General features: G+C 61.7%; 11 protein-coding genes. 8 read left to right on the top strand and 3 right to left on the bottom strand.

The window, feature by feature from the left end:
- Positions 1-137 precede the first annotated feature (137 nt).
- From DFO46_RS07795 to bchJ, 8 genes are all read left to right on the top strand, one after another.
- A complete protein-coding gene (locus DFO46_RS07795; protein ID WP_120276914.1) occupies positions 138-2,402 on the top strand; it encodes a PAS domain-containing sensor histidine kinase in 2,265 nt (754 codons plus the stop codon).
- Positions 2,392-3,756, top strand: a complete 1,365-nt coding sequence (locus DFO46_RS07790) for a sigma-54 dependent transcriptional regulator (RefSeq protein WP_110790408.1) — start codon at positions 2,392-2,394, stop codon at positions 3,754-3,756. Before DFO46_RS07795 ends, DFO46_RS07790 begins: the two co-directional genes overlap by 11 nt.
- Positions 3,757-3,807: 51 nt before the next feature.
- Entirely contained in the window at positions 3,808-5,184 is a 1,377-nt protein-coding gene (gene trkA / locus DFO46_RS07785) for a Trk system potassium transporter TrkA (RefSeq protein ID WP_110790409.1), read from the top strand.
- Between the two features lie 28 nt (positions 5,185-5,212).
- Positions 5,213-6,076: a D-amino-acid transaminase gene (locus DFO46_RS07780; protein WP_120276913.1), complete on the top strand. Its 864-nt coding sequence runs from the start codon at positions 5,213-5,215 to the stop codon at positions 6,074-6,076.
- 109 nt (positions 6,077-6,185) lie between these two features.
- Entirely contained in the window at positions 6,186-6,437 is a 252-nt protein-coding gene (gene hfq / locus DFO46_RS07775) for an RNA chaperone Hfq (RefSeq protein WP_110790411.1), read from the top strand.
- A 67-nt stretch (positions 6,438-6,504) separates the two neighbouring features.
- Positions 6,505-7,839, top strand: coding sequence for a GTPase HflX (gene hflX / locus DFO46_RS07770; protein ID WP_120276912.1), 1,335 nt, complete (start codon positions 6,505-6,507; stop codon positions 7,837-7,839).
- A 125-nt stretch (positions 7,840-7,964) separates the two neighbouring features.
- Positions 7,965-9,590: a magnesium-protoporphyrin IX monomethyl ester anaerobic oxidative cyclase gene (gene bchE, locus DFO46_RS07765; protein ID WP_120276911.1), complete on the top strand. Its 1,626-nt coding sequence runs from the start codon at positions 7,965-7,967 to the stop codon at positions 9,588-9,590.
- Complete coding sequence (bchJ, locus tag DFO46_RS07760; protein ID WP_120276910.1) at positions 9,577-10,314, top strand: bacteriochlorophyll 4-vinyl reductase; 738 nt, start codon at positions 9,577-9,579, stop codon at positions 10,312-10,314. Before bchE ends, bchJ begins: the two co-directional genes overlap by 14 nt.
- On the opposite strand, the gene DFO46_RS07755 is transcribed toward bchJ, so the two are convergent.
- From DFO46_RS07755 to DFO46_RS07745, 3 genes are read right to left on the bottom strand one after another with little or no spacing between them, the layout of a single operon-like run.
- Positions 10,214-11,431 carry an NAD(P)/FAD-dependent oxidoreductase gene (locus tag DFO46_RS07755; RefSeq protein ID WP_120276909.1) on the bottom strand — a complete coding sequence of 406 codons (1,218 nt, stop codon included), beginning with the start codon at positions 11,429-11,431 and terminating at the stop codon, positions 10,214-10,216. The genes bchJ and DFO46_RS07755 overlap by 101 nt on opposite strands.
- Before the next feature lie 6 nt (positions 11,432-11,437).
- A complete protein-coding gene (gene mazG, locus DFO46_RS07750; protein ID WP_120276908.1) occupies positions 11,438-12,271 on the bottom strand; it encodes a nucleoside triphosphate pyrophosphohydrolase in 834 nt (277 codons plus the stop codon).
- Positions 12,272-12,290: 19 nt separating this feature from the next.
- Positions 12,291-12,878, bottom strand: a complete 588-nt coding sequence (locus tag DFO46_RS07745) for a nucleoside deaminase (protein WP_120276907.1) — start codon at positions 12,876-12,878, stop codon at positions 12,291-12,293.
- Positions 12,879-13,101 lie beyond the last annotated feature (223 nt).

The raw sequence follows: 13,101 nt of genomic DNA, 5'->3' as shown, positions 1-13,101 counted from the left end.
CACGTGATGCGGCGAACTGCTTTTTACGCCAGGGCGCTGACCTCTGTCGGAAACTGTCCGCAGAGCAGGAAATACCGATCCGGCCCCGTTGCCGGTCGTGAAGATGAGATCCGTTCCGGCGGATCCGGGGGAATTGAATGGCAAGGGTGAGGCGAGCCTCCGCCGCGGATGTTGAAGCGGCGATGGCGCAGGACCGTAGGGCATCCTTTGCGCTGCCTGGCCTTCTGCTCGCCGGCGGAGCGCTGCTTTGCGCCAGCTTCACCCTGCCGATCCTCCTGGGCCTGACGCCGATCGAGCCGACGTCGCGCGTATTGGTCGCCTCGGCCGTGGTCAATTCGATGTTCATCGTCGGCCTGATGTTCCTGATCGGCCGCGAGGTTTTGCGATTGTTCAGGGCGCGCAACCGCGGACGGGCGGCGGCCCGTTTGCATGTGCGCATCGTGGCCTTGTTCTCGATCATCGCAATTACGCCGGCGATCCTCGTCGCAATCTTTGCTTCGATCACGCTGAATGTCGGCCTCGACCGCTGGTTTTCGATTCGCACGCAGTCGATTGTCTCGTCATCTCTCAACGTCGCTCAGGCTTACATGCTGGAGAACGCCAGCTATCTGCAGGGCCAGGCGATCTCCATGGCCAATGACCTGGAGCGCAATCGTGCACTGTTTTATCTGGATCGCACCGGTTTCGTAGAGCTGATGACCCGCCAGGCGCGAGGGCGCGGCATGCTCGGCGCCTTCCTCGTCCGCGAGGACGGCTCGGCCATCACCAAGGCTGATATCGATACGGAAAAGCCCTTGCCCGCGATCCCGCGTGATGCGCTGGAAAGCGCGGCCGCCGGCCAGCCGACGCTCATTCCGCCGGGTGTGACCAACCTCGTTGGCGCGATCATCAAGCTCGATTCCATCTCGGGCACGTTCCTTTACACCATCCGTGCGGTCGACCCGAAGGTCATGCAGGCCATGCGGCTGATGGAGGAAAACACGGCCGAATACAAATCCATGGAGGACGGCCGCACCACGCTGCAGATTGCCTTTGCGATCCTCTATCTCGGTTTTGCGTTGATCGTCCTTCTGGCCGCCATCTGGACAGCCATTGCCGTTGCCGACCGCATCGTCAGGCCGATCCGTCTGTTGATCGGGGCTGCTGATAGCATCGCCTCGGGCAATCTCAACGTTCTGGTGCCAGTGCGTGCCGCCGATGGCGATGTCGGCAGCCTGTCTCGCACGTTCAACAAGATGGTCTCGCAGATCCGTTCGCAGCGCGACGAAATTCTCGAAGCGAAGGACGAAGTCGACGACCGCCGCCGCTTCATCGAGGCCGTGCTTTCAGGCGTGACGGCGGCCGTGATCGGCGTCGAGGACAATGGCATCGTCACCATCGTCAACCCTTCGGCCGAGTTCTTCCTCGCCCTGCCGGCGGACCAGTTGATCGGAGAGAAGCTGTCCCTTGTTGCCCCGGAGGTCGACCGGGTGCTGAATGAGGCGGCCGTGCGCCATCGCGGCGAGTATCGCGAGCAGATCAACATGATCCGAGGCGGCAAGGAGCGGACACTCAACGTACAGGTGACCCGCGAAGAGACCGGTGGCTCGGAAGACAGTTATGTCATCACGCTCGACGACATCACCGACCTCGTGGTGGCGCAGCGCTCGACCGCCTGGGCGGACGTCGCGCGCCGCATCGCCCATGAGATCAAGAACCCGCTGACCCCGATCCAGCTTTCCGCCGAGCGCCTCAAGCGTCGTTTCGGCAAACAGATCGCCGAGGACGACAAGCCTGTGTTCAACCAGTGCACGGACACGATCGTTCGTCAGGTGGAGGATATCGGCCGAATGGTCGATGAGTTCTCCGCATTTGCCCGGATGCCGAAGCCGACCAAGCAGCGGACCGATTTGCGGGAAGTGCTGACGGACGCAGTCTTCCTGCGCGAAATCGGCAGCAGCGAAATCGAGTTCCAGCGCGACTTCGGCGACGAGCCGTTGGAAGGCAGCTTTGACGCGCGCATGCTGGCTCAGGCGGTCAGCAACATCGTCAAGAATGCCGTGGAGGCGATCGAGGCTGTGCCGGCTGAGGAAATCGGCAAGGGCAAGATTATGGTCCGTTCCTATTTCGACCACGCCCATGACCGCTTTGCCGTCGACGTCATCGACAATGGTCGCGGCCTGCCGACGGAAAACCGGCACCGGATCCTCGAACCCTATATGACCATGCGCGAGAAAGGCACCGGTCTCGGTCTCGCCATCGTCAAGAAAATCATAGAAGAGCATGGCGGACAGCTTGAGCTGCATGACGCTCCGGCCGATTTCGACCGGGGCAGGGGCGCGATGATCCGAATCATCCTCCCCCGCGCCGAAGCGCCCGCCATCGACAGCGAGAACGACAAGGAAAAGGTCCATGGCCTCTGATATTCTGGTAGTCGACGACGAAGAGGACATCCGCGAGATTGTCTCGGGCATTCTGAGCGACGAAGGCCATGAGACCCGCACGGCGCATGATGCCGACAGCGCCCTGGCGGCGATTTCCGACCGTGTGCCCCGTCTCGTCTTCCTCGACATCTGGATGCAGGGCAGCCGTCTCGACGGCCTGGCCCTGCTGGACGAGATCAAGCTGCGTCACCCGGATTTGCCGGTCGTGATGATCTCCGGCCACGGCAATGTGGAAACGGCCGTCTCCGCCATCAAGCGTGGCGCCTTCGATTTCATCGAAAAGCCCTTCAAGGCCGACCGGCTGATCCTGATCGCCGAGCGTGCGCTGGAGAATTCCAAGCTGAAGCGCGAAGTCTCAGATCTCAAGAGGCGCACCGGCGACGCCGTGGAACTGATCGGCACCTCGGTCGCCGTCTCGCAACTCCGCCAGACCATCGAAAAGATCGCGCCGACCAACAGCCGTATCATGATCTTTGGTCCCTCCGGTTCCGGCAAGGAACTGGTGGCCCGCATGATCCACAAGCGTTCCAGCCGGTCCGCCGGCCCCTTCGTCTCGTTGAACGCGGCCGCGATCACGCCTGACCGGATGGAGATGGCTCTGTTCGGCACCGAGGGTACGCCCGGCCAGCCGCGCCGGATCGGCGCCCTTGAGGAAGCCCATCGCGGTATCCTGTATCTCGACGAAATCGGTGAGATGCCGCGCGAGACGCAGAACAAGATCCTCCGTGTCCTGGTCGAACAGCAGTTCGAGCGTGTCGGCGGATCGAAGCGTGTGAAGGTCGACGTCCGCATCATCTCCTCCAGCGCCTATAATCTTGAGGGCATGATCGCCGAAGGGCGTTTCCGCGAAGATCTGTTCCACCGTCTGGCCGTGGTACCTGTCAAGGTTCCGGCGCTGGCCGAGCGACGCGAGGACATCCCGTTTCTGGTCGATATGTTCATGCGCCAGGTGTCCGAGCAGGCCGGCATTCGCCAGCGCAAGATCGGCGAGGACGCGATGGCCGTGCTCCAGGCAAACGACTGGCCGGGCAACATTCGCCAGCTGCGCAACAATATCGAGCGGCTGATGATCCTCGCCCAGAGTGACAGCCCCGAGGCTCCCATCACGGCGGAGATGTTGCCGCAGGACCTCTCCGACATGCTGCCCAAGGTCTCTGCGCGAAACGATACCCACATCATGACGCTGCCATTGCGCGAGGCACGTGAAATGTTCGAACGCGACTATCTGATCGCGCAGATCAATCGCTTCGGCGGCAACATCTCGCGGACTGCGGAATTCGTCGGAATGGAGCGCTCGGCTCTGCATCGCAAACTGAAATCCCTTGGCGTATAAGCAAGGCAAACGAGTCCGGTTCCCGGATCGGGCGAGCGCAGGAAAAACGCCATGAAGGTCATCATATGCGGTGCGGGCCAGGTCGGCTACGGGATTGCCGAGCGCCTGTCGCAGGAGGACAATGACGTCGCTGTCATCGACACCTCGGCGTCGCTCGTCTCCCATATCACCGAGACGCTCGACGTCCGTGGTTATGTCGGCCACGGCGCCCATCCGGACGTGTTGGCGCGTGCCGGCGCCGATCAGGCCGACATGCTGATCGCCGTCACGCTCTATGACGAGATCAACATGATCGCCTGCCAGGTGGCGCATTCCCTGTTCAACGTTCCGACGAAAATTGCCCGCATTCGTTCGCAGAACTATCTTCTGCCGGAATATTCCGATCTCTTCAGTCGGGAAAATCTCCCGATCGACGTGACGATCTCACCCGAGATCGAAGTCGGCAAGATGGTGCTCCGCCGCATCTCCTTTCCCGGCGCCACCGACATCGTCCGCTTTGCTGACGACCACATCGCCATGCTGGCCATCGAGTGCATGGAGGATTGCCCCGTTGTCGACACGCCGCTTAACCAGCTGAGCGAACTCTTTCCCGACCTGATGGCGACCGTCTGCGCGATCTGGCGCAACGGCAAGCTGATGGTCGCCCGCTCGCAGGATCACCTGCTGGTCGGCGATCTCGCTTACGTCATCTGCCAACGCGACCATGCCCGCCGCACCCTTGGTCTCTTCGGCCATGAAGAGCAGGAAGCGGCCCGCATCGTCATCGCCGGCGGCGGCAATATCGGCCACTACGTCGCGCGCACGATCGGTCAGATGTCGCCGAAGACTCGCCTCAAGATCATCGAAAGCGATCGTGAGAGGGCGCTCACCGTGTCCGATCAGCTGTCGGATGCGATTGTCCTGCACGGTTCGGCCCTCGATCAGAACATTCTTCATCAGGCCGACATTCAGGATGCCGATCTGATGGTGACGCTGACCAACAACGATCAGACCAATATTCTGAGTGCCGCCATGGCCAAGCGCCTCGGCTGCAAGTCGGGAATGGCGTTGATCAACAGCCCGTCCTTTCATGATATCGCCGGCTCGATCGGCATCGATGCCTATATCAATCCACGTGCCGTGACGATTTCGCGTGTGTTGCAGCATGTGCGCAAAGGCCGTATCCGCGCCGTTTATGCCGTCCAGAAGGGCAAGGCCGAAGTCATTGAAGCCGAGGCGCTGGAAACCTCGCCGCTGGTCGGCAAGTTCTTCCGCGACCTGGAATTGCCTGCGGGCTTGCGCATCGGTGCGATTTACCGGGACAAGACGGTCTTGCGGCCGAATGGAGACACCCGCATCAAGGCCAAGGATCGCGTGGTGCTTTTTGCAGCGGCCGATGCCGTGCGCCATGTCGAGCAGCTGTTCCGCGTGTCGATCCAGTATTTCTGATAGCCAGCATCTGTGAAGGTTTGAACCGATGCCCCGCATTGCCTATGTCAACGGCCGTTATCTTCCCCATTCGGAAGCCGCAGTGCATATCGAGGATCGCGGCTATCAGTTCGCCGACGGCGTCTACGAGGTCTGCGAGATCCGTCACGGCGTGATCGTCGACCTGACCCGCCATCTCGATCGCCTTGACCGCTCGCTCTCGGAACTTCAGATGAAATGCCCGATGAGCCGGGCAGCGCTCACCCAGGTGATCCGCGAGGTGGCCCGGCGCAACCGGGTGAAGAACGGCCTCTTCTATCTGCAGGTGACGCGCGGCGTTGCCCGACGCGACCATGTTTTCCCCTCTGCCGATACGCCGCCCAGCCTCGTCATCACCGCCAAGATCACCGATCCCTCGATCATTGCGAAGAAGAACGAGACGGGTCTGAAGGCGATTACACTTCCGGACAACCGCTGGGACCGCGTCGACATCAAGAGTGTCGGTCTTCTGCCCAATGCCATGGCGCGTCAGGCGGCGAAGGAACAGGGTGCCCAGGAAGCGATCTATATCGACGCGCGCGGCATGGTGACGGAAGGGGCGGCCACCAATGTTTGGATCGTCGATCAGGACGGTATCCTTGTCACGCGTCCCGCCGACCACGGCATTTTGCGCGGCATCACGCGCACCGGACTGATGGATGTGACGGCCAAGCTGGGGATAGAGGTTGCGGAACGGGAATTCTCCCGCGACGAGATGCTCGCTGCCCGCGAAGTGTTTATCACGGCGGCCACGAGCATCTGTTTCCCGATCGTTGAAATCGATGGCCAACCGATCGGAAACGGTCATCCCGGCGCCATGTCCGAGCGCATCCGTTCCGCCTTTTTCGACATTGCGGAAAAGACGGTGATTTGATACCACCTCATTTCGGTGGAGGGGCGAGGGGACCTATTCCCCACCTTGCCAGCAAGAACAATAATCACACCGGTCGAAAAAGGCCGGCAAGAAAGAAAGAAGCGGCGCCATGGCGGAACGTTCTCAGAACCTGCAGGATCTTTTCCTCAATACCGTTCGCAAGCAGAAAATCTCGCTGACGATCTTCCTGATCAACGGCGTGAAGCTGACCGGTGTTGTCACGTCGTTTGACAATTTCTGCGTTCTGTTGCGTCGCGACGGCCACTCGCAGCTGGTCTACAAGCACGCCATCTCGACCATCATGCCGGGTCAGCCGATGCAGATGTTCGAGAGCGAAGACAGCGCTGCCGGACAGGACTGAGATCATCACCAGCCGAGACACCAAGAACGATTCGATCATCCCGGAGGACGAAAAGCCCCGGGATGACATGCGGGCCGTCGTCATCGTCCCCGTCCTCAAACAGGGGCGGCCTCAGCCTTTGCCTGAAGGCGCGCCGCCGGCGCCGAGCCGTTCGAATGATGCGCGCCTCGAAGAGGCGATGGGCCTTGCCCGCGCTATTGATCTCACTGTCGTCCAGGGCCTGATCGTCGCGGTCAACCAGCCGCGTCCGGCAACTCTGATGGGTTCCGGCAAGATCGCCGAGATAAAAGCTTTGCTCGACGAGTTCGACGCAGGCCTCGTCATCGTCGATCATCCGCTTACCCCGGTGCAACAGCGCAATCTCGAAAAGGAATGGGGCGCCAAGGTCATCGACCGGACCGGCCTCATCCTCGAAATCTTCGGTCGCCGCGCCTCCACCAAGGAAGGCACGCTGCAGGTCGAGCTTGCTCATCTGAATTACCAGAAGGGCCGCCTCGTGCGCTCCTGGACTCACCTGGAACGCCAGCGTGGGGGTGCCGGCTTCATGGGTGGTCCGGGTGAAACCCAGATCGAAGCCGACCGTCGGCAATTGCAGGACAAGATCATCAAGCTCGAGCGTGAGCTTGAACAGGTGGTGCGTACACGCCAGCTGCACCGCGCCAAGCGCCGCAAGGTGCCGCATCCGATCGTGGCTCTGGTCGGCTATACCAATGCCGGCAAGTCAACGCTGTTCAACCGCATCACCGGTGCGGGCGTGCTTGCCGAAGATATGCTGTTTGCGACGCTCGATCCGACGCTGCGCCGCATGAAGCTGCCGCATGGCCGGACCGTCATCATGTCCGACACCGTCGGCTTCATCTCTGACTTGCCGACCCATCTGGTCGCCGCTTTCCGCGCGACGCTGGAAGAAGTGCTCGAAGCCGATCTCATCCTGCATGTGCGCGACATGTCTGACCCAGACAATGGTGCCCAATCGGCGGACGTTCTGCGCATTCTCGACGATCTCGGCATCGACGAGAAGGAACGCTCCGAGCGCATCATCGAAGTCTGGAACAAGATCGACCGTCTGGATCCCGACAATCACGACGGCCTGCTGCAGAAAGCGGCCGGCCGCGAAAATGTCCTCCCCGTTTCCGCCATCAGCGGCGAGGGCGTCGACATCCTGCTCGAAACCATCTCGCAGCGCCTCTCCGGCGTGTTGACGGAGGCGACGATCACCGTGCCTGCCGACAAGCAGGCGGTCGTCTCCTGGCTCTACGGCAATGCCGTGGTCCATGGTCGCGAGGATCACGAGGACGGCAGCGTCAGCCTCGACGTGCGACTGACCGACCGCCAAGCCGACGAACTCGAGCGCAAGCTTGGGAGCAAGAGGCCAACCGATAAGGAAGACTGGGAGCGCTGAGCGCACCCGGTCTTTTCTGTATCCCTCAGCAAAGTGTTAAAAAACTTCCTGGATCCATTTGATCCACGTCAAACGACGTCCCATCACTGCGTGTCAACTTTAGTTGACACATTTGGGAGGTGGTCATGCGCGTCGTCTTCATTCATCCGAACTATCATTCCGGCGGCGCCGAAATCGCCGGCAACTGGCCACCCGCCTGGGTCGCCTACCTCGGCGGCGCGCTGAAGTCCGCCGGCTTTGCCGACATCCATTTCCTCGATGCCATGACCAACGACATGACCGAGGACCGGTTGCGCGACGAACTGCGCCGTCTGCAGCCGGATTTGATCGGCTGCACGGCCATCACGCCGTCGATCTACATGGCCGAGCGCTGCCTGGAGATCGCCAGAGAGGTCTGCCCCCAGGCGCTCCGGGTCCTGGGCGGCATCCATGCCACCTTCATGTATCAGCAGGTCTTGACCGAAGCGCCCTATATCGACGTCATCGTGCGCGGCGAAGGCGAGGAGATCATCGTAGACCTCGCCCGCGCCTTTGCCGCCGGCGACTGGAAAGAGGCGAGGGCAGGTATCAAGGGCCTCGCCTATACCACCGACGACGGCAAGATCATCGCGACGCCAGCGGCCCCCACCGTCAAGAACTTCGACGCCGTCGAGCCGGACTGGACGCTGCTCGAATGGGAGAAGTACATCTATGTGCCGCTCGGCGTGCGCGTCGCGATCCCCAACATGGCACGTGGCTGCCCCTTCACCTGCTCCTTCTGCTCGCAATGGAAGTTCTGGCGCGATTACCGCATCCGCGATCCGAAAAAGGTGGTCGACGAGATCGAGAAGCTGGTCAACGACCATCAGGTCGGCTTCTTCATCCTCGCCGACGAGGAGCCCACCATCAACCGCAAGAAGTTCATCGCCTTCTGCGAGGAGCTGATCGCTCGTGGCCTGCCCGACAGGGTGAAATGGGGCATCAACACCCGCGTCACCGACATCATCCGCGACGAGGAATATCTGGCGCTCTATCGCAAGGCCGGCCTCGTCCATGTCTCACTCGGCACGGAAGCCGCTGCGCAGCTGAAGCTCGACCGTTTCAACAAGGAGACCAAGGTCGCTGAGAACAAGAAGGCGATCCGGCTGCTACGTGAGGCCGACATTTTCACCGAGGCACAGTTCATCGTTGGCCTCGAAAACGAGACGGCGGAGACGCTGGAAGAGACCTATCGCATGGCGCGCGACTGGAACCCGGATCTCGCCAACTGGGCCATGTATACCCCCTGGCCCTTCTCGCCGCTCTTTCAGGAATTGGGTGACAAGGTCGAGATCTTCGACTTCTCGAAATACAACTTCGTCACGCCGATCATGAAACCGGACGCCATGGACCGGGCCGAATTGCTCGACCGTGTGATGAACAACTATCGCCGCTTCTACATGATCAAGGCCCTCTTCCATTATCCCTGGCGCGGCAAGGGTTTTCGCCGCCGCTACCTGCTCGGCTGCCTCAAGGCCTTCATGAAGGCTGGCTTCGAGCGCAAGTTCTACGACCTCGGCAAGCACAATTACTGGGGGCCGCAATCGAAGGAAAAGGTCGATTTCGGCTTCGACATGAGCCGCAAGATCGCACCAGCCCAAATGGCCGACTGGCAGGCGGCCTCTGACCGCGCGAGCCAGCTGCGTGCACGCAAGGCCGGTGAGGCGGAAGAGGCACGCACCCCCGTCATGGCCTGCGGCGGAGGGCCGGAGAGCCACGATGTCCACGTCTGACCGGGGCGTCGCCAGCTTCTTTAAGCATGCGGACGAAGCGGATGCGGCAAAGGGTCCATGTCCGGCCCGGATCGGCCCCAATGCCGTAATCCAGACGGGACAGGCGCTCGCGTCACGCTACGGATCCGGCGTCGCCCGCCTGATCTACGAAGCCGCCGGCCTGGCCCGCTATCTCGGCAACCCGCCGCATGCGATGATCGATGAGCGCGAGCCCAAGGCTCTGTTTACAGCCCTACGCCAGGCGCTGCCGGCGCAGGAGGCCGATCATGTTCTAACGGACGCCGGTCTGCGCACTGCAAACTACGTTGTCGAAAACCGCATCCCGCCGCGCGCACGAAAGCTGCTGCCGAAGTTGCCATCGGCTCTGGCGTCGCGTCTGCTGGTGTCGGCCATCGCCCGCCACGCCTGGACCTTCGTCGGCAGCGGTCATTTCGAGGGCAGGGTGAGGGGCTGGCGCAAGCCCGTGGTGACACTGTCGATCAAGGCAAATCCTCTGGCCACGCCCGGCTGCCCCTGGCATGGCGCTGTCTTCCAAGGGCTGTTTGCCACCTTAACCGCGACCCATGTGGCGGTTGTGCACCCCCGTTGTCAGGCCAGGGGCGACGATTGCTGCGAATGGACGATCAAGGCTGCGACGGCGCCACGGCCCCTGGTCCGAAAGTCTCGGGAAGCCGCAATCGACCGACCGGATCGAGAAGGTCGCCGGTCACCAGCGTCGAGATGACCGACCTGATCCCCGGCAGCGTCGTGACAGGCGCAATCAGATGATCACGCAGCACCGGCAGCAGACGGCTATCGGACTGGTAAAACGGCGTCAGAACCTGGCTCAGCAACTGATAACTGCGCACATGCATCTGCCTCTGCTGCAGATGACGACTGATGGCCGCGCCGGCATCCTCTGCGTGAATGAATGCGGAGGCGAGTGACGCTGCATCGAGCAAGGCCATGTTCGCCCCTTGACCGAGTTGCGGGCTGGTCGCATGCCAGGCATCGCCTATCTTCAGCGTATTGCGGCCAATCACTGGCTGGCGTGTCAGATGCCGATAGCGGGCATGGACGGGGTCGGCGACGGCCGCGAGTGGCACCGCATCCGGCCAGAGCCTGCCCACGGCCTCGAGCCACGCATCGCGCCCGGCCGTCTGCCACGCTGCATAGTCTGCCGTCCGCAGGCTCCAGAAGAAGGTTGCCATGGCGGGCGCACCCTCGTGGGCCGTCCCGACCGGCAGCACGCCAGCCATGCGCGAGGCGCGGGCATAACGTTGTTCGAGCAGGTTTTCCCGGAATGCACCGCTGCTTGGGAAGGGAACGGTCGCCCACAATGCACCATAGCTTAGTTCACTGTCCGGGCGGTTGCCGATCGGCGAATTGGCGCCCATCGCATCGATGACAAAGTCGGCGGGGGCCGAGCGCCTGCCGAATGCATCGACGAGGCAGGGGCGTGCCCCGTCCTCGATACCGGCAATACGCCGCGACGGCTCGAAGGTGACACCTGCGGCGCGCGCCGCCTCAAAGAGGACGTCGAATAGCGCCACCCGCTGAACGGCTGTACCGAATTCGCCGGACCGGTAGCCCACGTCGAGCACGGGTTTGCCACCGTCCTTCAGCCGTCCGACCATACGGTCGATCCGTCTCCCGCGCGCGGCCACCGGATCGAGCAGCCCCATGGAGGCCAGAACCTGAGCTCCGGTCGGCTGCAGCACGAAGCCGGAGCCAATGGGTCGCGGTGCCTCCATCTGGTCGTAGAGCGTGACGCGGGCGCCAAACCGGGCAAGCAGGGTGCCGAGCGCGAGGCCTCCCACACCCGCACCTGCAATGGCCACATCGAGCTCGTCTAAACGCATGCGGGTTCAGCCGATCTGCCGCTCAAGGGTCTTTGCGGCCTGCCAGAGCTCTTCCATCCGCTCCAGGTCAGCATCCAGCAAATTCTCATAATTCGCTTGAAGTTCCGTCTCGATGTATCTGAATCGATTCCGGAACTTTGTATTCGTTCCGCGCAGGGCCTGCTCCGGTTCAGCCCCCACGTGCCGCCCGATATTGACCAGCGCAAAGATCAGGTCGCCGAGTTCGTCCTTGACCTTCTCCGGTTTGTTTTCGGCCAGCGCCTCGCGCAATTCGCCGATCTCTTCCTCGATCTTGTCGAGGATCGGGGCCGCTTCAGACCAGTCGAAGCCGACCTTCGCCGCTTGCTCTTGCAGCTTGAGCGCCTCGGTCAGCGCTGGAAACGAGCGTTGCACGGAGCCGAGATGGCCAGCCTTCGGATCGGAGTTTATGCCGCGCGCCGCGCGCCGTGCCGCTCGCTCCGCCTTCTCCTGCTGCTTGATCGTGTCCCACTGCGCCTTCACCGCCTCAGGCGTATCGGCATCGGAGCGGGCAAACACATGCGGATGCCGCCGGATCATCTTTCGCGTGATTGCCTCGACCACATCGCCGAAACTGAACTGTCCCGCTTCCTCCGCAATCCGGGCATGAAAAACCACCTGCAGGAGCAGGTCGCCCAGTTCTTCGCAGAGATCGTCCGGATCCTGTCGTTCGATCGCATCGGCCACCTCATAGGCCTCCTCGATCGTATAGGGCTTGATCGTCTCGAAGGTCTGGACAATGTCCCAGGGGCAGCCCGTCTCAGGCTGCCGCAGCGCCGCCATGATGTCGAGCAGGCGGTTGATATCGGTGGAGGCTTCCATGATGGTCCTGTCTGATCGCTCAGTTGAGCGGAATGTCGTTGTCGCCCTTGGACGACTGGTAGCTGTCTGAAAGGCGGTCGTATTGCGCCTTGATGCGGCTCACCTGCTCAAACAGCGCCGGCCGCTCGCTGTCATCAGCCGATGCCACCATCTCGATCATCGCGTGGCTGAGCCAGAAGGCGTTCTGCCGACGATAGCCACCCGGCTCCAGCCCGAAGACCTCCTTGAGGATCTTCAGGTCGTGTGGAATGGCGAAGGCATCGCGGCTGTCCTCGTGGCTGAAGAAGTAGTAGAAATTGTCGAAGCCCGCCCAGGTGATCGCCGACATGCACATGGTGCAGGGTTCGTGGGTCGAGAGAAAGATCAGATCCTTGGTATTGGGGCGATCACCGCCTTCATAAAAGCGCTTCAGCGTATGCACCTCGCCATGCCAAAGCGGGTTCTCCAACTCGTTGTTGGTTTCAGCAAGCACCAATGAAAGATCCGACTTGCGCAGGATGGCCGCGCCGAAGACCTTGTTCCCCGCAGCGACCCCTTTGGCGGTCAGCGGCAGGATGTCGTGTTCGATCACGTCGAGCAGGCGACGGGTGAGTTGTGGGCTGGTCACGATCGGGGCGCTCCGCTGTTGTGCGGCGCGATCCTAGCCCCAGCCGGGCAAGCCTCGAAAGCAAAATGATTGCCTGTCTTCAACTTTTTGCGGGTCGGCTTGCAGGAACTTCACAGAATTTATGGAGAATTATTCTCCGGTGACTTTTGCTCGCAACGGCGAAATGGCTAGGAAAGAAATACGCCGGCCCTTCGGCAAGCGGATTTATGTTTCTTCAATTGGA

This window comes from Rhizobium sp. AG855 (assembly GCF_003610655.1).
GTDB classification, from domain to species: Bacteria; Pseudomonadota; Alphaproteobacteria; order Rhizobiales; family Rhizobiaceae; genus Allorhizobium; species Allorhizobium wuzhouense.
This window is presented reverse-complemented; position numbering and strand designations above follow the sequence as displayed.